General features: G+C 71.7%; 16 protein-coding genes and 1 pseudogene. 9 read left to right on the top strand and 8 right to left on the bottom strand.

Annotated features, from left to right (window positions below):
- Positions 1 to 5 precede the first annotated feature (5 nt).
- Together IG08_RS0122865 and IG08_RS0122860 are read left to right on the top strand one after the other, a co-directional pair.
- A complete protein-coding gene (locus IG08_RS0122865) occupies positions 6 to 1,247 on the top strand; it encodes an MFS transporter (protein WP_030605551.1) in 1,242 nt (413 codons plus the stop codon).
- On the top strand, positions 1,207 to 2,526 hold the full coding sequence (locus tag IG08_RS0122860) for a D-arabinono-1,4-lactone oxidase (protein ID WP_030605549.1): 1,320 nt from the start codon (positions 1,207 to 1,209) through the stop codon (positions 2,524 to 2,526). The genes IG08_RS0122865 and IG08_RS0122860 overlap by 41 nt, the downstream gene beginning before the upstream one ends.
- Here the strand turns inward: IG08_RS0122860 and IG08_RS57300 are convergent.
- The gene (locus IG08_RS57300; RefSeq protein ID WP_078655698.1) at positions 2,450 to 3,157 is read right to left on the bottom strand and encodes a hypothetical protein; all 708 of its coding nucleotides are present in this window, start codon (positions 3,155 to 3,157) and stop codon (positions 2,450 to 2,452) included. The two genes, IG08_RS0122860 and IG08_RS57300, sit on opposite strands and share 77 nt — an antisense overlap.
- 471 nt (positions 3,158 to 3,628) lie before the next feature.
- On the opposite strand from IG08_RS57300, the gene sepH reads away from it, so the two are divergent.
- On the top strand, positions 3,629 to 4,693 hold the full coding sequence (gene sepH / locus IG08_RS0122845) for a septation protein SepH (RefSeq protein ID WP_030605543.1): 1,065 nt from the start codon (positions 3,629 to 3,631) through the stop codon (positions 4,691 to 4,693).
- Between the two features lie 72 nt (positions 4,694 to 4,765).
- Here the strand turns inward: sepH and IG08_RS0122840 are convergent, their stop codons facing one another.
- Positions 4,766 to 5,617, bottom strand: a complete 852-nt coding sequence (locus tag IG08_RS0122840) for a sulfurtransferase (RefSeq protein ID WP_030605541.1) — start codon at positions 5,615 to 5,617, stop codon at positions 4,766 to 4,768.
- Positions 5,618 to 5,914: 297 nt separating this feature from the next.
- On the opposite strand from IG08_RS0122840, the gene IG08_RS0122830 reads away from it, so the two are divergent.
- Positions 5,915 to 6,718: a VOC family protein gene (locus tag IG08_RS0122830; RefSeq protein ID WP_030605539.1), complete on the top strand. Its 804-nt coding sequence runs from the start codon at positions 5,915 to 5,917 to the stop codon at positions 6,716 to 6,718.
- A gap of 81 nt (positions 6,719 to 6,799) precedes the next feature.
- Here the strand turns inward: IG08_RS0122830 and fes are convergent, their stop codons facing one another.
- Together fes and IG08_RS0122820 are read right to left on the bottom strand one after the other, a co-directional pair.
- Positions 6,800 to 8,077, bottom strand: a complete 1,278-nt coding sequence (fes, locus tag IG08_RS0122825; protein WP_030605537.1) for an enterochelin esterase — start codon at positions 8,075 to 8,077, stop codon at positions 6,800 to 6,802.
- Positions 8,074 to 9,222, bottom strand: a complete 1,149-nt coding sequence (locus IG08_RS0122820; RefSeq protein ID WP_030605536.1) for a nucleotide disphospho-sugar-binding domain-containing protein — start codon at positions 9,220 to 9,222, stop codon at positions 8,074 to 8,076. The genes fes and IG08_RS0122820 overlap by 4 nt, the downstream gene beginning before the upstream one ends.
- A gap of 161 nt (positions 9,223 to 9,383) precedes the next feature.
- On the opposite strand from IG08_RS0122820, the gene IG08_RS0122815 reads away from it, so the two are divergent.
- From IG08_RS0122815 to IG08_RS0122805, 4 genes and pseudogenes are all read left to right on the top strand, one after another.
- Entirely contained in the window at positions 9,384 to 13,022 is a 3,639-nt protein-coding gene (locus IG08_RS0122815) for an ABC transporter ATP-binding protein (protein WP_052424832.1), read from the top strand.
- Positions 13,019 to 14,086 (top strand): glucose-1-phosphate thymidylyltransferase, encoded by a 1,068-nt coding sequence (locus tag IG08_RS0122810; RefSeq protein ID WP_030605532.1) that lies wholly within the window; start codon positions 13,019 to 13,021, stop codon positions 14,084 to 14,086. The genes IG08_RS0122815 and IG08_RS0122810 overlap by 4 nt, the downstream gene beginning before the upstream one ends.
- A gap of 75 nt (positions 14,087 to 14,161) precedes the next feature.
- Positions 14,162 to 14,278: pseudogene (locus IG08_RS61470) on the top strand (NAD-dependent epimerase/dehydratase family protein); the annotation flags it as partial.
- A 151-nt stretch (positions 14,279 to 14,429) separates the two neighbouring features.
- A complete protein-coding gene (locus IG08_RS0122805) occupies positions 14,430 to 14,972 on the top strand; it encodes a hypothetical protein (RefSeq protein WP_030605530.1) in 543 nt (180 codons plus the stop codon).
- Between the two features lie 5 nt (positions 14,973 to 14,977).
- Here IG08_RS0122805 and IG08_RS0122800 read toward each other — a convergent pair whose 3' ends face one another.
- From IG08_RS0122800 to IG08_RS0122785, 4 genes are all read right to left on the bottom strand, one after another.
- Positions 14,978 to 15,628 (bottom strand): thymidine kinase, encoded by a 651-nt coding sequence (locus IG08_RS0122800; RefSeq protein WP_030605528.1) that lies wholly within the window; start codon positions 15,626 to 15,628, stop codon positions 14,978 to 14,980.
- A gap of 61 nt (positions 15,629 to 15,689) precedes the next feature.
- Positions 15,690 to 16,892 carry an alkaline phosphatase family protein gene (locus tag IG08_RS0122795; RefSeq protein WP_030605526.1) on the bottom strand — a complete coding sequence of 401 codons (1,203 nt, stop codon included), beginning with the start codon at positions 16,890 to 16,892 and terminating at the stop codon, positions 15,690 to 15,692.
- On the bottom strand, positions 16,892 to 17,488 hold the full coding sequence (locus IG08_RS0122790) for a DUF5998 family protein (protein WP_030605523.1): 597 nt from the start codon (positions 17,486 to 17,488) through the stop codon (positions 16,892 to 16,894). The genes IG08_RS0122795 and IG08_RS0122790 overlap by 1 nt, the downstream gene beginning before the upstream one ends.
- 52 nt (positions 17,489 to 17,540) lie before the next feature.
- Complete coding sequence (locus tag IG08_RS0122785) at positions 17,541 to 20,366, bottom strand: bifunctional acetate--CoA ligase family protein/GNAT family N-acetyltransferase (RefSeq protein ID WP_030605521.1); 2,826 nt, start codon at positions 20,364 to 20,366, stop codon at positions 17,541 to 17,543.
- A 197-nt stretch (positions 20,367 to 20,563) separates the two neighbouring features.
- On the opposite strand from IG08_RS0122785, the gene IG08_RS0122780 reads away from it, so the two are divergent.
- Positions 20,564 to 20,845, top strand: a complete 282-nt coding sequence (locus IG08_RS0122780) for an HPr family phosphocarrier protein (protein ID WP_030605519.1) — start codon at positions 20,564 to 20,566, stop codon at positions 20,843 to 20,845.
- Positions 20,846 to 20,865 lie beyond the last annotated feature (20 nt).

Raw genomic sequence — 20,865 nt, 5'->3', positions numbered from 1 at the left:
CCCCCGTGCCCAGCCCCTACCGCGCCCTGTTCGCCGCCCCCGGCTCCAAGGGCTTCTCCGCCGCGGGGTTCCTCGGCCGTATGCCGCTGTCGATGATGGGCATCGGCGTGGTCACGATGGTCTCCCAGCTCACCGGGCGGTACGGGCTCGCGGGGGCGCTGTCGGCCACCATCGCGCTGGCCGCCGCGGTGGCCGGTCCGCAGGTCTCGCGACTGGTGGACCAGTACGGGCAGCGGCGGGTGCTGCGTCCGGCGACGCTGATCTCGCTCGTGGCGGCGGCCGGGCTGCTGTTCGCCGCGCACTACGAGTGGCCGGACTGGACGCTGTACGTCTTCAGCGCCGGCATCGGGTGCGTGCCCAGCATCGGTGCGATGATCCGGGCCCGGTGGGCGGCCCTGTACCGGGACACCCCGCAGCTGCACACCGCGTACTCCTTCGAGTCCGTGATCGACGAGGTCTGCTTCATCTTCGGGCCGATCATCTCCATCGGTCTGTCCACGGCCTGGTTCCCGGAGGCCGGTCCGCTGCTCGCCGCCTGCTTCCTGGCGGTGGGTGTCTTCTGGCTGACCGCGCAGCGGGCCACCGAGCCGGCGCCGCATCCGCGCGAGCGGCACGGCTCCGGCGGTTCGGCGCTGCGCGCGCCCGGTCTCCAGGTCCTGGTGGCCACCTTCGTGGCGACCGGCGCGATCTTCGGGGCCGTCGACGTGGTCACCGTGGCCTTCGCCGACGAGCAGGGGCACAAGGGCGCCGCGAGCGTCGTCCTCGCGCTGTACGCGGCGGGCTCCTGCGTGGCCGGGCTCGTGTTCGGGCTGCTGCACTTCAAGGGAGCGCCCGAACCTCGCTGGCTGCTGGGCATATGCGCGATGGCCGTGAGTATGATCCCCCTCCTACTGGTCGGAAGCTTGCCGTTTCTGGCCGTGGCGCTGTTCGTTGCGGGCCTCTCCATCGCTCCCACGATGATCACGACGATGTCCCTGATCGAACAGCACGTACCACGCGCGCAACTGACCGAGGGCATGACCTGGATCAGCACCGGGCTCGCGGTCGGGGTCGCGCTCGGCTCCTCGGCGGCCGGCTGGGTCATCGACGCGGCCGGTGCGCGTGCCGGGTACGGGGTTCCGGCGGTGTCCGGGGCCGTCGCGGTCGCGGTCGGTTTCCTGGGGTATCGCCGGCTCAGCAGGCCGGCTCCGCGTCGGGGAGGCGTCGTTGAGCAGCACAGCGAGCGGGAAGAACGGCACGTGGCGTAACTGGGGCGGCAACGTCGCCGCCCGCCCCGCGCGGGAGGTCACTCCGGCCTCCGTCGAGGAGCTGGCCGCCGCCGTACGGAAGGCCGCCGAGGACGACCTGAAGGTGAAGGCCGTCGGCTCCGGGCACTCCTTCACGTCGATCGCCGCCACCGACGGTGTGTTGATCCGCCCTCAACTGTTGACCGGCATCCGCACCATCGACCGGGATGCCCTGACGGTCACGGTCGAGGCCGGTACCCCGCTCAAGAGGCTCAACATGGCCCTCGCGCGCGAAGGGCTCTCGCTCACCAACATGGGCGACATCATGGAGCAGACGGTCTCCGGCGCGACCAGCACCGGCACGCACGGCACCGGCCGCGAGTCGGCCTCGATCGCCGCCCAGATCAAGGCCCTTGAGCTGGTCCTTGCCGACGGCTCGGTCCTCACCTGCTCCGAGAAGGAGAACCCAGAGGTCTTCGCGGCCGCCCGGATCGGTCTCGGCGCCCTGGGCATCGTCACCGCGATCACCTTCGCGGTGGAGCCGATCTTCCTGCTCACGGCCCGCGAGGAGCCCATGACCTTCGACAAGGTCACCGGCGCCTTCGACGAACTCTGGGCCGAGAACGAGCACTTCGAGTTCTACTGGTTCCCGCACACCGGCAACACCAACACCAAGCGCAACAACCGCAGCGCGGGCCCGGAGAAGCCGGTGCCGCAGCTCCAGGGCTGGTTCGAGGACGAGTTCCTCTCCAACGGCGTCTTCCAGGTGGCCCAGTGGGTCGGCCGCGCGGCGCCCGCCACGATCCCCTCGATCGCCCAGATCTCAAGCAAGGCGCTGTCCGCGCGGACCTACACGGACATTCCCTACAAGGTCTTCACATCGCCCCGCCGGGTGCGGTTCGTGGAGATGGAGTACGCCGTCCCGCGCGAGGCCGTGGTCGACACGCTGGGTGAGCTCAAGACGATGGTCGACCGGTCCGGCCTGAGGGTCAGTTTCCCCGTCGAGGTGCGCACCGCCCCGGCCGACGACATCACCCTGTCGACGGCATCGGGCCGCGACAGCGCGTACATCGCGGTCCACATGGTCAAGGGCACGCCCTATCAGAGGTACTTCACCGCCGCCGAGCGCATCCTCACCGCGCACGAGGGGCGCCCGCACTGGGGCAAGGTGCACACGCGGGACGCCGAGTACTTCGCCGGGGTATACCCCCGCTTCGGCGAGTTCACTGCCCTGCGGGATCGTCTTGATCCTGATCGGCGCTTCCAGAACGACTACTTGCGGAGGGTGTTGGGGTCGTAGCGGACTCGCTGGGCGTGGGGCTCGGGGTCCCGCTGTCGTCCGAGGTGCTGGGCGTCGGCGTCGGGCTGGACGTCGTGTCGCCGCTCGACGTGGCACCGTTCGACGGCGTGCTGTCGTCGGCCGGGGCGGACGGGGTCCCCGAGGTGGTCGAAGTGGGCGTGCCGTCGCCGGACTTCGAGGACGACGAGTCCTGACCCGTGACGGCGCTGCTGACCGTGGTGCCCTTGCCGCCGCTGAAGCTGGTGCCGGACGCCAGCTCGTACGTGGTGATGCCGGCCATGGTGACCCCGAAGACGAGCGCCGCCGCGAGCACCGGTCGCTTCCAGCTCCTGACCCGGGCGCGGTAGACGGTGCCTGCCGTGAACTCTCCGACGGCTGGCGGCTCCTGGCCCAGGGCTTTGGGCGCGACCGTCGCCTCACGGAGCTGTTCGCCGGTGCGTCTGAAGAAGTGCTGGAAGACGGAGCCCCCACAGGTGGCGATGGCACTCACGACACCGGCGCCGAGGATCGTGCCGTAGACCCCGAAGTACGAGGCGAGTTTGGCGGCCACCACCGCGGCCACCGCGCCACCCGCGACTTGAGGGACGTTCAGATCGATCCGCTTCTTCCTGACATCGGGCCTTTCACGCATCCCGGGGCCTTTCCTGCCTTTCCCATGCTTGTTCAACCAACTGCACGAGAAAAGGACGTACGAACGAAACCAATAGTTCCGTTTCTGGTGATTCCGTGAAGTACGCCACGTTCAAGATCCCGAAAACCGGGCAGCGGACGGCCAAGTCCCGTCTCTTGCAAGAAGTTGGGCGGCGCGCCAATCCACGCACGTGGCCCGAATGGAGTACTGTTGCGAGCCCTGGGTGCGGTCTCCCGCCAGGGCGTCCGTGGCCTTCAAGGAGCGCCAGGAGGGGGCCAGTTGCACAGGGTGACGGAGTTGGTCACTTAGCGTTGCGAATAGGTAACCGTGCCATAACGGCGTTCCAGGGCCTGCGCCCGACACGCCGGGCAACTCGGCAAGGTTGTGGCAGGCTGCACCCGGGCAGGCCACACTCGACTAGCGGAAGCAGCGACGCACGTGACGTCGGCAGGCACCACCCGGGAGGTCCCCATGCCCGAACTGCGTGTCGTGGCCGTCTCCAATGACGGCACACGGCTGGTGCTGAAGGCTGCGGACAGCACGGAGTACACGCTTCCGATTGACGAGCGTCTGCGCGCCGCTGTACGCGGCGACCGTCCCCGCCTCGGCCAGATCGAGATCGAGGTGGAGAGCCATCTCCGCCCCCGCGACATTCAGGCGCGTATACGTGCCGGTGCGTCCGCGGAAGAAGTCGCACAGATGGCAGGCATCCCCGTCGACCGGGTACGCCGCTTCGAGGGCCCCGTGCTGGCCGAGCGTGCCTTCATGGCCGAACGGGCCCGGAAGACTCCGGTCCGTCGGCCCGGTGAGAACGCCGGACCACAGCTCGGCGAGGCCGTCCAGGAGCGCCTGACCCTGCGCGGCGCCGAGAAGGAGACCGTCCAGTGGGACTCGTGGCGCCGCGACGACGGCACCTGGGAGGTCCTGCTGGTCTACCGGGTCGCGGGCGAACCGCACTCGGCGAGCTGGACGTACGACCCGCCCCGGCGGCTCGTCCAGGCCGTCGACGAGGAGGCGCGCTCGCTGATCGGCGAGTCCGAGGACCTCGCCGCCTCGCCGGAACCCAGCTTCCCCTTCGTACCGCGTATCGCCCGGCTGCCGCGCGACCGCCCGCTGGACCGTGCGCTCGACCGGGCGGGGCCGAGCCTGCCCGTGCCGTCGACCGAGCCCGCCGCCGAGGAGAGCACGAGTGAGCGGGACTCGCTGACCAGCCTGCTGGAGGCGGTGCCGAGCTTCCGGGGCGACATGGTCGTACCGGAGCGGCCGACCGCGTCCACGACTGTGTCCGAGACGACCACCGCCACCGAGGAGCCCGCACCCGAGCCCGAGGAGGAGGAGCCGCCGGCGCCCGCCGCCTCGGCCGGTTCCGCCTACGCGGACGTCCTCATGCCGCGCTCCGTCGGTGCCCACCGCGACCGTCTCGTCGGCGCCACCGACCGCCAGGCCGAGGCGGACGGCGTCCGCCCGGGGCGCCGGGCGGACGTGCCGAGCTGGGACGAGATCGTGTTCGGGACGCGGCGGAAGAAGCAGGAGTAGTCGGCCGTACGACGTCTTTCGTACGTGGCTTGAGGGCCCGCGCTGGTTGAGGCGGGCCCTCTCGCTGTGCGCCTACTGGGGATCCGGACCCACGGCGACCGGCCGCTCCGGGTCCGAGGACCACTCCGACCAGGACCCCACGTACAGCGCCGCCGGGATCCCCGCGACCGCCAGTGCCAGCACCTCGTGGGCGCCGGAGACGCCGGAGCCGCAGTAGACGCCGACCTCCGCGTCGTCGGCGGCACCCAGGGCCTTGAAGCGGGCGGCCAGTTCCTCGGCGGGCAGGAAGCGGCCGTCCGGCGCCACGTTGTCCGTCGTGGGCGCGGAGAGCGCGCCCGGGATGTGGCCGCCGACCCGGTCGATCGGCTCCACCTCGCCGCGGTAGCGCTCCCCCGCCCGGGCGTCCAGCAGTACGCCGGAACGCGAGAGAGCCGCCGCCCCGTCCGCGTCGAGGAGGCCCGCCGCGCCCGGCACGGGCTCGAAGTCGCCCTCGGCCGGGGTGGGCACGGTCGTCTCCAGCGGACCCCGCCAGGACGGCAACCCGCCGTCGAGGACCCGCACGTCCGGGTGACCCGTCCAGCGCAGCAGCCACCAGCCGCGGGCGGCCGCCCAGCCCTGTCCGCCGTCGTACACGATCACCGGCGTCGCCGCGGACACGCCCGCTCGGCGCATGGCAGCGCCGAACCCGGCGACGTCGGGCAGCGGGTGCCGGCCGCGGTCGCCGGACGGGCCGGCCAGCTTCCGGTCCAGGTCGACGTACACCGCGCCCGGGATGTGGCCTGCCGCGTACTCGGCTCGGCCGTCGAAGGGCGGCTCTCCGGCCGCCTTGGCCACGCTCAGCTGCCAGCGGACATCGAGGAGCACCGGCGGGTTCGGGCCCGCCAGGTCGCTCACGAGTTCGGATGCGGAGATGATGGCGTTCATGGCCACCATCCTTGCGCACGGGGTGGCCGCATCGCCCATGTCCGGCTACTCTGCTCCGCCGGACAGGCCCGATCACGAGGCGTACTGGATCGGGCACATGCTGTACAGCCGATCGACATCCGTCGGCAATCGCACGGAAACGGACAAGCAGTCGTACGACGGGCATTCTCCGGGGACGGGTGGCCCGCGGCGGCGCGCCCGGGACGCGCGGCACCACGGGTGGTGCGAGCATCGGCACGGAGGTCCGGACAGCGGACACGACACGGCCATCTTTGAGGGGCCGAGGAGAGAGTGACGATGACCGAGGCAAGGGGGTCGGCCGCCCCGAACGGCGACACGCACGCTCGGCCCACGCCCGGCACGCCCTGCTGGGTGAGTCTGATGGTGCACGGGATGGCCGCGACCCAGGACTTCTACGGATCGCTGTTCGGCTGGGAGTTCGTGCCGGGCCCGCAGCAACTCGGCCCTTATGTGCGGGCCCTGCTCGACGGCCACGAGGTGGCCGGCATCGGCCAACTCCCCCCCGACCGTCACCTCCCCATCGCGTGGACGCCCTACCTCGCCTCGAACGACGTGGACCTGACGACCGAAACGGTACGGCTGTGCGGCGGCACGGTCGGGGTGGGCCCCTTGGACGCGGACGAGGCGGGACGGCTGATGATCGGCTCCGACCCCTCCGGTGCCGTCTTCGGCGTGTGGCAGGTGGCCGCGCACCGCGGCACGTCGATTTCCGGGGTTCCGGGGACACCGGCCTGGCACGAGCTGCTGACCTTCGAGTCCGCGAGCGTCGCCAAGTTCTACGAGACGGTCTTCGGCTACGAGGAGGAGCCGGTCGTCTCCGCCGACTTCGACTACGTCACCCTCCACATCGGCGACCGCCCCGTCGCCGGCATCCACGGCGTGGGCAACGCCCTTCCCCGCGACCGGGGGCCGCACTGGATGACGTACTTCGAGGTCGCCGACACGGACGACGCGGTCAGCCACGTCATGGACCTCGGCGGCCATGTCCTGCGGCCACCGCAGGACACCCCCCACGGACGGATCGCGACGGTGGCGGACCCGGAGGGGGCGCGCTTCGCCCTGATCGAGAGTCCGGGCTGAGCCTGCGACTTGAGGTGAGCGAGGCACTGACGCCGAGGCAGGCTGTCGACCCGGCCCACGCCAGGTGGGCATGGGTCCGGATCAGCGAGGTCCCAGCAGGCGAACCAAGCCGTCCGCCAACGCTCCGTGCCAGCACACATAGTCATGGCCGCCGTTGTACTCGTCGTAGGTGGCCCGGTAGCCCGTCTCGCGCAGGGTGGCGTGCAGGGCGCGGGTGTGGTCGAGCATGGCGCCCTCGTGCAGGCCGACGTCGAGGTGGATCGTGACGGGGCGGGGTTTCGACGTGGCGTAGCGGTCGAGGAGCCAAGGGACGGTCCCGGTCTCCTGCTTGAGCACTCCTGGTGGGAGGCCGGGGCGCCACCACAGGGAGGTGGACTGGGCCAGGGCGTTGCCGAAGCGGTCGGGGCGGAGGTGGGCGGCGTACAGGGCGGTGACGGCACCCAGGCTCTGGCCGGCGACGGCGGTGCGGCGGGGGTCCGTCGTGAGGGGCCAGCGGCCCGCCGCCCAGGGCAGCAGCTCGTCCGCGAGGAACGTCACGAACTCGTCCCGCCCGCCCAGTTCGCGCCAGCGGGTGCTCCGGTCCACGGCGTCCGGTGACAGCACGACGAGCGGTGGCAGCGCGCCGTCTGCGATCAGCGCATCGAGGGTGTGTTCCAGGCCGAGCCTCCCCAGCCACATGTCCCCGTCGCACAGGACGAGGACGGGCAACGGCTCCCCCTCGTGCCCCGGCGGCAGATACACCCACGTGTCGCGGTCCCCGCCGAGTGTCTTCGCGGTCACCCGGTGCCGCTCCACCCGCCCCGCCGGCACGGCACCCTGCCGGTCCGCCCACGGTTGCGCGGGCGCGTGCGGCAGGGCGAAGACCGAGCTGTCCGACCGCTCCCAACGCGTCGGTACGGAACGCGGGTTGAGCGGATCCAGGACGGCGTCCGCGGACAGTGAGCGCAGGTGTCGCTGCAGCTCGTCCGGGTCCGACGGTGGTTCCTTCGCCGAGACTTCCGCGGCCAGGCGGTACGAGCCCCGATGGTCCGCGCGCATCCTCAGGCCCAGATGCCATACGTCGGTGCCGGGGACCTGCTCCAACAGGGACGCCGCGAGCCGCTCGCGGTCGATGATGCGGTTGCCCAGCAGCAGGACTTGGCGTGTGAAGTCCTGACCCCGCCAGAGGAACGTGACGGCTCTGTGGTCCGGTTCGTCGTCCAATGGCTCCACAAGGGGGGTGCCCCTCCCCTCCACCTCCGTCCAGAACTCGGCTGTCAGGGCTGCGCGTTGGCCCTCGCTCCCAACCCCGGACAGCTGGGCCACCAGACGGGCGATGCGTGGACCTGTGACGCGGACCGGCCGGAGGTCGGGTCTCACCTCAGTTCCCCCTTCGTACGAGCCAGTTCCACCAACCGCTGCAAGGTCTCCGTCGGACTCGGCATCGAGGCCATCTCACGGGCCGTGTCCCGGGCCGCAGCGCGCAACGACTCGTCGGTGAGCAGCCGTTGGACCAGCGCCTGAGTGAGGTCGCCGGACCCGTCGGGCACGAGGCCGCAGCCGCGGGCGCGTACGGCGGCCGCGTTGGCCGGGCGGTCCGCGCCCTCGCCGAGGACGATCTGCGGCAGTCCGGAGTCCAGGGCCGTGAGCGTCGTACCGGAGCCACCGTGGTGGATGACGGCGTCGCTGTGGGCGAGCAGCGAGCCGAGCGGCATCCAGTCCACCGGGCGTACGTTGTCGGGCAGTTCACCCAGGTCGGAGAGATCACCGCCGCCGAGCGCGAGTACGAACTCGGCATCGATCTCCCGCGCCGCGTCCACCACCCACTTCACCGGGGACACCCCGTCCACGAGGGGACGCACCGTGCCGAGCGTGACGGTGACGCGGGGGCGCTCACGGGTCGTGGTGAGCCACTCGGGCAGGCGGCCGCCGCCGTTGTAGGGGACGTACCGCATGAACCAGCGGCGGGGCTCGTCGGTGGTGCTCATGCTGGGCGGGCCGATGTCGAGCCAGGCGGCGACGGGGGCCGGGCCGTCGAGGCCGTGCCGTTCGTAGGCGGGCGCCAGGGTGTTGTTGATCATGCGGACGTGGGCCGACGTATGACCGAATCCCACCGCGTGCAGAACGGAGGGAACTCCCCTGCGGGCGGCGACCAGTTGGCCGGCCACGCCGAGCGGGGTGTGCACGACGAGGTCGGGCCGCCACTCGTCGGCGAGTTCGACCATGCGGTCGGCCATCTCGTCGCTGAAGAAGGAGAATCCCTTGCCCTTGGGCGCCTCGCCGCGCTCGCCGGGCGCGGGCGGCTTGCGGTCGCCCTTGGCCTTCTCCATGCGGGTGTAGAGCGCGTCGGGGTCGATACCGGGTGCGCAGTCGACGGCTATCAGGCCGGCGCGTTCGGAGTGCCCCACCGCCGCGCCGCAGGTGGCCACGAGGACGTCGTGGCCCGCGGCGCGCAGCGCGTGCGCGAGCGGAACCATGGGGTAGAGCAGCCCGAAGAAGGGCGGCCCCGCAAACAGGACGCGCATTGTTTCCTCATTTCTCCCTGCGCAGGAGCGGCGCCAACCAGCGCAGGAGTGGGGGGAGTTGAGGCTTGACCAGCATTTTGTCGACGCAATCGTCAACACAACTACTTAGGTTAGCCTAAGCTAATCACATGTCCACCGGATCCCCCCCACACTCGGGTGGAATGCGACGGCTCGCCGCTGCCTGCCGCCACCACCCGGGACTCCTGACCGCCCTCGTCCTCGGCTCGGCGCTCGGCACCGGCCTCGAAGCGTTCGGCCCCCTGCTCGCCGGTATCGCCGTGAACGACGCCGTGGCCGGCCACACTCACCGGGTCGCCGTCCTCGTCGGCGTCCTGTGCGCGCTGGCAGTGGTGCAGTTCGGCGCCGAGTTCACCCGCCGCTTCTTCGCCGGAAAGCTCGCTCTCGCCGTGCAACACGGGCTGCGCACCGCGGTGTTCGCGGCCGTGCAGCGCTACGACGGCGTGAAACAGGACGAGTTGCGCACCGGCCAGGTCGTCTCCCGCGCCAACAGCGACCTCCAGCAGATCCAGATCATGCTCGGCATGCTCCCCATTCCCATCGGGGTCAGCGCCCAGTTCGCCGTCTCCGTCGCGGCCATGCTGTGGCTGTCGCCGCCGCTCACGCTGGTCACCCTGACCGTCGTGCCGGCGCTCGCGTTCACCGCGGCCCGCAGCAGGCTCCGCCTGACGCCCGCGACCCGGGCCGCGCAGGCCCAGGCGGCCACGATCGCCGAGCACGTCGAGGAGACCGTCACCGGAGTGCGTGTGGTGAAGGGCTTCGGCCAGGAGGACGCCGAGACCGACCGGATGGCCCGGGCCGCCCGCGGCCTGTTCGCCCGCCGCGTGGTCGTCTCACGGCTCCAGGCCGGGGCCACCGCCACCATGTCCGCGCTGCCCGCGGCCGGCCAGGTCGGCGTCCTCGCCCTCGGCGGCTGGCTCGCCCTGCGCGGCAGCATCGACGTCGGTACGTTCCTCACCTTCGCCGCCTATCTGACGCTGCTGGCGGGCCCCGCCCGGCTGCTCGCCAACTTCACCGTCACCGCCCAGCAGGCCCGCGCCGCCTCCGAGCGCGTCCACGAACTCATCGACGCCAAGCCCGACATCACCGACCACCCGCACGCCAAGGACCTGCCCGAGGGCCCGCTGGAACTCGAACTGAGCGACGTCACCTTCGGCTACGCCCCCAGCGACCCCGTCCTCGCCGGAGTCTCCCTCACCGTGCGCCCCGGCGAGACCCTCGCCGTCGTCGGCCCGCCAGGCTCCGGCAAGTCGACGGTGTCCCTGCTGGTCAGCCGCTTCTACGACGCCCAGTCGGGCAGCGTCCGCGTCGGCGCACCGGGCGACACCACCGACGTACGCATGCTGCGGCTCGCCTCCCTGCGCGCGGCCGTCGGCAGCGTCTTCGAGGATCCCTTCCTCTTCTCCTGCTCGATCCGCGACAACATCGCCCACGGCCGCCCCGAGGCCACCAACGCCGAGGTGGCGGCCGCCGCCCGGGCCGCCGACGCGCACGGCTTCATCAGCGCGCTGCCCGAGGGGTACGACACCGAAGTGGGCGAGCGGGGCATGTCCCTGTCGGGCGGCCAACGGCAGCGCGTCGCCCTCGCTCGCGCCCTGCTCACCGACCCGCGCATCCTCGTCCTCGACGACGCCACGTCCGCCGTCGACCCGGCGACCGAGGCCGCCATCCACGACGCCCTGAGCACCGCGGCCGAAGGCCGCACCACCGTGCTGATCGCCCACCGCCGCTCCACGCTCAGCCTCGCCGACCGCATCGCGGTCCTCGACGGCGGCCGTCTGATGGATGTGGGCACGGAAGCCGAACTCACCGAACGCTGCGCCCTGTTCCGCGAACTCCTCGCCGGGCCGAGCGGCAGTCTGGACGAACGTACGGCTCCTCCCCCGGCCTTGGTGGCGGAGGACGGCGTCACTCCCGAACTCTGGCCCCAGAAGTCATCTTTCGGCCCGGACGAGGCCTCGGACGACGAACCCGCCCTAGACGAACAGGAGTTGCGCACCTCCACCGAGCCGGTCACCCTCCGCCGACTGCTGCGCCCGGTCCGTGGCCCCCTCCTGCTCGGCCTCGCCCTGCTCGCCGTGGACACGGCCGCCGCCACCGCCCTGCCCCTCCTGGTCCGGCACGGCCTCGACGACGGCGTGGCCGAGAGCAACGGCTGGATGCTCACCCTGTGCGCGCTGCTCGCCGCGCTCGCTGTCGCCGTCAGCTGGGCCGCCCTGAACAGCCAGTCCCGCATCACGCGCCGCTCCGGAGAGCGGATCCTGTACGGGCTCCGCGTGCGCACCTTCGCCCAACTGCAGCGCCTGGGACTGGACTTCTACGAGCGCGAGCACGGCGGCCAGGTCATGACCCGGGTCGTCAACGACGTCGACGCCCTCTCCCAGTTCCTCCAGAACGGGCTCCTCACCTCCGTCGCCTCGCTCGCCACCATCACGGGCGCCGTGTGCGCGATGATCGCCGTCCATCCGCCGCTCGCCCTGGCCGCACTCGCTCTGCTGCCCCTGGTGCTCGGCGCCACCTACGTCTTCTGGCGGCTGTCGGCGGCGGCGTACGACGAGGCCCGCAAGCGCATCGGCGAGGTCAACTCCTCGCTCCAGGAGAACGTCAGCGGTCTGCGCACCTCCCAGGCGCAGGGCCGCGAGCAGGGCGCCGCCCGCGACTTCGACAAGCTCTCCGGCGCCTACCGGGCGGCCCGGCTGCGCGCCCAGCGCTACGCCTCCGTCTACTTCCCGAGCATCAACCTCACCGCCGAACTCTCCCGTGCCCTGGTCCTGTTGGTGGGCGCGCACCGAGTGGCCTCCGGCGACCTCTCCCCCGGTGTGCTGGTCGCGTTCATGCTCTACCTGGGCATGTTCTTCTCGCCGATCCAGCAGCTGTCGCTCACCTTCGACAGCTACCAGCAGGCCTCCGTCGGCCTGCGCCGCCTCATCGAACTCCTGCGGTCCACACCTTCGGTCCCCGCTCCCGCCGACCCGGCCCCGCTGCCCGAACGGCTCACCGGTGAGGTCGAGTTGAAGGGCGTCGGCCACACCTACCCGGGCGTCGAGCGGCCCTCACTCATCGACGTCGACCTGCGCATCGCCGCCGGCGAGACCGTCGCCCTGGTCGGCACCACCGGCGCCGGCAAGTCGACCGTCGTCAAACTCCTCGCCCGCTTCTACGACCCCGGCGCGGGCGGCGTCCTCGTCGACGGCACCGACCTGCGCCGCTGGCCGGGGTCCGCGTACCGCCGTCTGATCGGCTATGTCCCGCAGGAGGCCCACCTGTTCAGCGGCGACATCGCCGACAACATCCGCTACGGCAGGCCCGGGGCGACCGACGCCGAGGTGGAGGCGGCGGCACGTGCCGTGGGCGCGCTGGACGCGGTCGCCCAGCAGCCGTACGGGTTCCGGCAGCCCGTCGGCGAGGGCGGCCGGTCCCTGTCCGCGGGCCAGCGCCAGCTGATCGCACTCGCCCGCGCCGAACTCGTCGACCCCGCCGTGCTGTTGCTCGACGAGGCCACGGCGTCCCTCGACCCGGCCACCGAGCAGGCCGTCGCACTCGCCGGCGAACGCGCAGCAGGCCGCCGTACGACGGTCGTCGTCGCCCATCGCATGACGACGGCGGCGCGCGCCGACCGGATCGTCGTGCTCGACCACGGCCGGATCGTCGAACAGGGCTCGCAAGACGAGCTGTTGGCGGCGGACGGGGCCTATGCGCGGCTGTGGCGGCATGGCGCGGCCTCTCCGGGTGACCCGTCCTCTCCCCTCTCCCCCACCGCGACTGGAGTGACCCGACCGTGAAGGCCCTCGTCCTCGCCGGCGGCACCGGCAGCCGGCTGCGCCCGATCACGCACACCTCCGCCAAGCAACTGGTGCCCGTCGCCAACAAGCCCGTCCTCTTCTACGGCATCGAGGCCCTGGTCGCCGCCGGCATCACCGAGCTCGGCATCGTCACCGGCGACACCGCCGCCGAGATCGAGGCGACGGTCGGCGACGGCTCCCGTTTCGGCGCCCGGGTCACCTATCTGCCGCAGGAACGTCCGGCGGGCCTGGCCCACGCCGTGCTCATCGCCCGGGAGTGGCTCGGGAACGACGACTTCGTGATGTACCTGGGCGACAACTTCGTCGTCGGCGGCATCACGGAACTGGTCGACGCGTTCCGGGCCGAGCGTCCCGACGCGGGCATCATGCTGACCAAGGTCGGCGACCCGTCCGCGTTCGGGGTGGCCGAACTCGACGGCTCCGGGCGAGTGGTGCGCCTGGAGGAGAAACCCGCCGAGCCGCGCAGCGACCTGGCGCTCGTCGGCGTCTACCTGTTCTCACCCGCCGTGCACGAGGCCGTGCGCGCGATCCGTCCGTCCGGGCGCGGCGAGCTGGAGATCACCGACGCGATCCAGTGGCTCCTCGACCACGGCCACGCCGTCACGCCCACCGTGATCGACGGCTACTGGAAGGACACCGGGAACGTCACCGACATGCTGGAGGTCAACCGGTCGGTCCTGGAGGGCATGGAGCCCGCCCGGCTCGGTGACGTGGACGCGGACAGCGAGCTGATCGGCCGCGTCCGCGTCGAGGCCGGCGCCCGGGTGGAGCGGTCCCGCATCGTCGGGCCGGTGGTGATCGGCAGCGGGAGCGTCGTCGCCGACTCCTACATCGGTCCGTCCACCTCCGTCGACAGCTCCTGCGTGATCATCGGCAGCGAGCTGGAGTTCTCGATCGTCCTCAGCGGCTCGCGCATCGAGCACGCGGGGCGTATCGAGGGCTCGCTCATCGGCCGCGGGGTGCGGGTCACGGGCGCCCAACGGGCGCCCCGCGCCCACCGGTTGGTGCTGGGCGACCACAGCCACGTCCAGATCACTTCCTGACTGCTGCCCCTGGCTCCTGGCTCCTGGCTCCTGGCTCCTGGCTCCTGGCTCCTGGCTCCTGGAGAACACCCCCGTTTGCGTCTGCTCGTCACCGGCGGAGCCGGATTCATCGGCTGCCACTTCGTCCGCTCACTCCTCGCAGAGGGTGCCTCCGACGTTCACCGGGGCACCGTCCTCGACGCCCTCACCTACGGGGGCGACCTCGCCAAGCCCCCGACCGGCCCGGACACGACCTGCGCTACTCGGTCGGCTGGTACCGGACGCGCCGCGAGTGGTGGACCCACTGACTCACGCCCCGGAAAACAGCTGGAGCGGCGATCCAGGACCGTGCACGATCATCGGCATGACCGGCCACGGGCAGTACGAGCACGTCTTCGCACCCCTGCGCGGAGCGAGGGCATGGGGCGTCCGTGTCCCCGGCTACATCGACCGCGACGAACCCGTGCAGCGCTTCGCCCCCATGGCATGCACCATCTACCTCGTCCTCGACGAGGGGTACTTCCGCGTGGACTGCCTCGGCAACCACGGGCAGCTCGGCTTCCGGGAGGTGTCCGAGCCCACCCCTTCTCCCGAATGGGACCTCGACGAGGACGAGTTCGCCGTCGGCGACTACGGATCGCACTTCCTCGGCGACGACGGCCAGCTCAACGCCGTCACCCAGGTCCGGTACGCCCTCAACGACGAGTCCGACCGCGCGGCCGGCACGGTTCGGGCGGCCGAGATCCGGTTCCAGTACGGCGGTGTGCTCTTCCTCGACCCCATGTACTACTGGGGTATCCGCCTCCAGGGTGCGGGCGCCTACGAGCGCTGGCTGGCCTGGGAGCGAGAGGACGCGCATAGGCGTGCCGTGTTCGGCCCGCTCGAAAAGCACATCTGGACCCCCTAGGCCCGTCAGGCTGAGGTGACCGGCAGGACGTCGGGGGACAGCGCGCCCGCGTGAGCCGAAGCGCTGGTCATCCGGCGGAGGTGGTGGCGGCGGCACAGGACCTCGTAACCGACCTCCTCCACCGGGCGGTTGACGTCACCGACGACCACCTGGGCGCCCTCGACCACCATCTCCCCGCCCACCGTGCGGGCGTTGTGCGTCGCCCGGGCGCCGCACCAGCACAGGGCCTCGACCTGGAGAGCCTCGATCCGGTCGGCCAGCTCGATCAGCCGCTGCGAACCGGGGAAGAGCTTGGTGCGGAAGTCGGTGGTGATACCGAAGGCGAAGACATCGAGCCCCAGATCGTCGACGACCCGCGCCAACTGGTCGATCTGGTCCGGCGCGAGGAACTGCGCCTCGTCGACGATCACGTAGTCGACCTTGCCGCCCTTGGACAACTGGTCGACCAGGTATCCGTACAGGTCCATGCCCTCGGTGGCCTCGACGGCCTCCGTGACCAGACCCAGTCGCGAGGACAACTTCCCCTCGCCCGCCCGGTCGTCCCGGGTGAAGATCACGCCCTGCAGCCCGCGAGCCGAGCGGTTGTGTCCGATCTGGAGCGCCAACGTACTCTTCCCGCAGTCCATCGTGCCGGAGAAAAACACCAGTTCGGACATCGCGGGAGAGCAACCTTTCAAGGTGGGCGGGGGTGATGGGGACAGCGTGGCCGGGTCGGCGTCAGGAGCGTACTTCCAGCAGCGGGACCAGCTGCTCGGCAGGGGTCATCGAACCGTGGTTGCCGACCATCGCCGACTCCTTCGGCTCCCGCTCGGAGGCGATGATGAGCACGTCGTCGCGGGCGGCGGCGACCACGTCGCCGATACGGTCGTACACCCGCTCGTCGAACCGGTCGGGCGACCCGAACCAGCCCGCCGCGATCGCCTCGTCCCGCGAGGCCACCCAGAACTGCTCGCCGAGGACCTCGCGCCAGCAGGTCAGGACGTCGCTCTGGGCGCCGGGGACGGCGTAGACGTGGCGGGCGCGGCCCTCGCCGCCCAACAGGGCGACGCCGGCGCGCAGTTCCCAGTCCTCGTCGAAGTCGATGCGGTGCTCCTCGTCGAAGGGCACGTCGATCATGCCGTGGTCGGCGGTCACGTACAGCGCGGTGTGCGGCGGGAGTTGCTCGGCCAGGCGCTGGACCAGTCGGTCGACGTACATGAGCTGGCCGCGCCAGGTGTCGGAGTCGACGCCGAAGCGGTGGCCGGCGCCGTCGACCTCGGCGTAGTACGTGTAGACCAGGGAGCGGTCGCCGGCGGCCAGTTGCTCGGCCGCGAGGTCCATACGCTCCTCGCCGGACAGCCGCCCGTGGAACGTTCCTCCGCTGAGCGCGACCTTGGTCAGCGGGGTGTTCTGGAAGGTGGGGGACGACACCTGGGCCGCGTGCACCCCGGCGTCGTGGGCCAGCTTGAAGACGGTGGGGTACGGCTGCCAGACGTGCGGCTTGGTCCACGGCTGCCAGCGCAGCTGGTTCATCAGCTCGCCGGTGTCCGGGTTGCGCACGGTGTAGCCGGGCAGGCCGTGGGCGCCCGGCGGCTGTCCGGTGCCGACCGAGGCGAGGGAGGTCGCGGTGGTCGCCGGGTAGCCGGTGGTCAGGGGGCGGCCGGTGCCGCCGCGCGAGCTGCTCAGCAGGGAGCTCATGAAGGGCGCCTCGTCCGGGTGCGCCTTCAGCTGCTCCCAGCCGAGACCGTCGATCAGGAACACGCAGTTCCGGTCGGCGGGGGTGAGCTCGGGAATCGTCGCGGTCATGCCCGGTACGGCCATGCCGGCGGCCAGCGTGGGCAGCAGGTCGGCGAGGGAGCCGGTGCCGTACTCGGGGACGGGGGCGGTGTCGAGGGCGAGGGGCTGCGGGTGGTGGTCCCAGGCGGAGGCGGGCTGCGCCATCAGCGGGTGACGTCCGCGGTCGCCTCGGAGATGGCCTGCGCGAAGGCGAGCGCCTGGCGCACGGTGTCCGGGCCGTCCCCGGCCTCGCTGACGCGCAGGCTCAGGTCGTCCGCCGTCGAGTTGCCGGTGTAGCCGTGGTCCGCCTCGCAGTTGGGGTCGCCGCAGGCGGCGGGCTCCAGGTCGATGCGGGAGACGGCGCCCCAGCCGATGGTCAGCACGACCTCGCGGGGCAGCGTGCCCGGCTGGTACGACTCCGGGTTGGCGACCACGCGACTGACCACGACCGACGAGATCCGGCCGATCTTCACGGACTCCGTGGACGTCGTGGCGTACGGCGTCGGGGAGGTGGTGTCCGCGTTCTGCTCGTCGGTGTGGCTGACGATGAAGCGGTTGCCGGTGAGGACCAGCACGGTCACATGCCGCCGCACCTCGTTCTGGTCGAACGTCGTCTCCTGGTGGACCAGGAACGACCGAATGGGCTCGCCGCCGACGGCGGCCTCCACCGCCTCGGCCACGAGGGCCGGGTAGTAGCCGCTGCGCTCGATCGCCGCACGCAGCCCCTGGGTCGTCAAACTGGTCTTGGCCATGACGTCCATCCTACGGTGGCCCACTGACTGCGAGGCACGCTCACGCCTGTCTCCGTAGGTCTCAGTACGTCGGGAGCGTCCGCGGGCCGAGGTCGTCGCGGGCGGGCGGAGGCGCCAGGCGGACGGAGGCGCCGAGCACGCTCAGCCCACGCTGGGCGACCACTACTGGTTCCAGGGTGACCGCGACGACCTCCGGATGGTCGTCGACCAGCCGCGACACCCGCAGGAGCAGCTCCTCCAGCGCGGGGGTGTCGACGGGGGTGGAGCCGCGCCAACCGAAGAGGAGCGGTGCCGTCCGGATCGCGCGGACGAGCGAGGTCGCCTCCCGGTCGGTGACCGGAATCAGTCGGTGCGCCGTGTCGCCGAGCAGCTGCGAGGCGGCCCCGGCGAGCCCGAACGACAGCACGGCGCCGGCCGCGGGGTCGATCACGGCCCGGATCACCGTGTCCACCCCGCGCGGTGCCATCCGCTGCACCACCGGCCGCAGCTCCTCCGGCGTCCCGAACAGCTCGGTCAGCTCGGCGTACGCCCGCCGCAGCTGCTCCTCGTCCGCGAGATCCAGTCGTACGCCGCCCAGGTCCGCCCGGTGCCTGAGGTGCGGGGCGGTGGCCTTGAGGGCGACCGGGTAGCCGAGGGTGCGGGCGGCTTCGGCGGCCTCGTCGGGGGTGGGGGCGGGCAGGGCGCGGTGGACCTGGATGCCGTACTTCCGCAGCAGTTCGCAGGTCTCCTCGGTACCGAGCGTGAATCCCCGCCCCCGCGCGAGCAGCCCGTCGATCAGTCCGGCGGCACCCTTCTCGTCGATGTCCTCGTGCTCGGGCACCTTGCCGGGCTCGGCGGCCTCCCGTCGCCACGCCGCGTACTCGACTGCGTCGGAGAGGGCCCTTACGGCGCGTTCGGCGGCGGGGTAGGCGGGGATGAGGCGGGAGCAGTTCTCCGGTGTCTCCTTGGGTGCCGGGGCGGCGGCCAGTCGGTCCAGTGCCCGGAAGGGGTGGTCGGCCCCGACGGCCGGCGCGGCGGCCTGGGGTGCGGTGCTGGTCGCGGCCGACAGCGCCTTCGCCAGCCCGCCCAGCTCGACGTGCACCACCAGCACCGGCTTGCCGGGCACCCGCTCCGCCGCGGACCTCAGCGCCTCCGCCAACGCCGCGTCCCCGGCCGAACCCTCCCCCACCGCCGGTATCGCGGTCACGATCACCGCGTCGCACTTGTCGTCCGCCAACGCCCGGGACAGGGCGGCATGGAAGTCCGCGGGCGCCGCCGCCGTGGTCAGGTCCAAGGGGGCCAGCGGCCTGAGTTCCTCGGAGAGACACGCCTCGTAGGTCAGCAGCCCCAGCGACTCGGAGTTCCCGAGGATCGCCACCCGCGGCCCGCCCGGCAGCGGCTGCCGCGCGAGCAGCAGCCCCGTGTCCACCAGCTCCGTGATCGTGTCCACCCGGATCACGCCGGCCTGCCGCAGCAGCGCCGACACCGTGGCGTGCGGCAGCCGTGTCGCCCGTACGGCATGTCCCTGCGGAGCGGACCCCGCGCCCTGCACCACGACCAGCGGCTTGGCGGCCGCCGTTCGCCGTGCGAGCCGCGTGAACTTGCGCGGGTTGCCGATGGACTCCAGGTACATGAGGGCGACGTCGGTGTCCGGGTCGTCGTACCAGTACTGGAGGACGTCGTTGCCGGACACGTCCGCCCGGTTGCCGGACGAGATGAAGGTGGACACGCCGGTCACGCCGGTGACCCCGCCGCCGCGCCGGTGCAGCCGGGACAGCAGGGCGATCCCGATGGCGCCGGACTGCGCGAACAGCCCGATGCGCCCGGGCCTCGGCGCCTCGGGCGCGAGGGAGGCGTTGAGCCGCACCTTCTCGGAGGTGTTGATGATCCCGAAGGCGTTCGGCCCGATGATCCGCATCCCGTACGCGCGCGCGTGCCGCACGAGTTCACGCTGACGCTCGCGTCCCTCGGGCCCGCTCTCGGCGTACCCGGCGGAGACCACGACGAGTCCCTGTACGCCGTGCGCCCCGCACTCGGCGACGACTTCGGGGACGTGCTCGGCCGGCACGGCGACGACCGCGAGGTCGACGGGACCGTCGATGTCCCGCACCGAGCGGTACGCGGGAACCCCGTCGAGCTCCTTCTGCTCCTCGGGGAACGCCTTGTTCACGGCATACAGCCGACCTGTGAACCCGGCGGACCGGATGTTGCCGAGAACGCTGCGGCCGACGCCGCCGGGTGTGCGGCCGGCGCCGATGACGGCGACGGAGCCGGGCGTCAGCAGCCGCTGCACGGACCGCCCTTCGGCGCGCTGCTCGCGCGCGTACTGCACGGCGAGCGAGCGGTCCGTGGGCTCCAGGTCGAACTCCAGGCGTACGACGCCGTCCTCGAAGCTGCGCTTCTGGGTGTACCCGGCGTCCCTGAACACCTTGATCATCTTGGTGTTGGCGGGCAACACCTCGGCGGCGAACCGGCGGATGCCCCGCTCCCGCGCGACGGCCCCGATGTGTTCGAGGAGGGCGGAGGCCACACCGCGCCCCTGGTGCGCGTCCTGGACGAGGAAAGCGACCTCGGCCTCGTCGGCGGGAGCGGACGCGGGCATACCGTCGGCGCCGATCCGGTCGTAGCGTACGGTGGCGATGAACTCGCCTCCGACCGTGGCGGCGAGTCCCACCCGGTCCACAAAGTCGTGGTGCGTGAAGCGGTGGACGTCCTTGGCGGACAGGCGTGGGTAGGGCGCGAAGAAGCGGTAGTACTTCGACTCGTCCGAGACCTGCTCGTAGAAGCTGACCAGGCGATCGGCGTCATCGACGGTGATGGGCCTGATGCGCGCGGTGCCGCCGTCGCGCAGCACCACGTCGGCTTCCCAGTGGGCGGGGTACTCGTGCCGGTCCGACGCGCTCTGCATGGGCCCCAGAGTACGGCTCGCGTACGACAACGGCGCGAGGCAGTCTGTGGAGAACGCAAGAGAGCTCACAAGGACGGACGTCGGACCGAGGCCGCGGTCCGACGACTCACCCCGGACGGGACGAAGGACCGCTCCGGCGGGCTTCACGTTGTGGGAAACTGGTCTAGACAACCCTGAACACCGAAGGGCAGCATCACATGGCTGAGCGCCGCGTCAACGTCGGCTGGGCCGAGGGCCTCCACGCCCGCCCCGCTTCCATCTTCGTCCGGGCCGCCACGGCCGCAGGTATCCCGGTGACGATCGCCAAGGCCGACGGCAACCCCGTCAACGCGGCCTCCATGCTGGCCGTCCTCGGCCTGGGCGCCCAGGGCGGCGAGGAGATCGTCCTCGCCTCCGAGGCCGAGGGCGCGGACGTGGCCCTCGACCGGCTCGCGAAGCTGGTCTCCGAGGGGCTCGAGGAGCTTCCCGAGACCGTCTGAGTAAAGACGCAGTAAGGCAA

Source organism: Streptomyces fulvoviolaceus, assembly GCF_000718165.1.
Lineage (GTDB): Bacteria > Actinomycetota > Actinomycetes > Streptomycetales > Streptomycetaceae > Streptomyces > Streptomyces fulvoviolaceus.
Note: the sequence above shows the minus strand (reverse complement) of the source record. Positions and strands in the feature narration are given on the sequence as shown.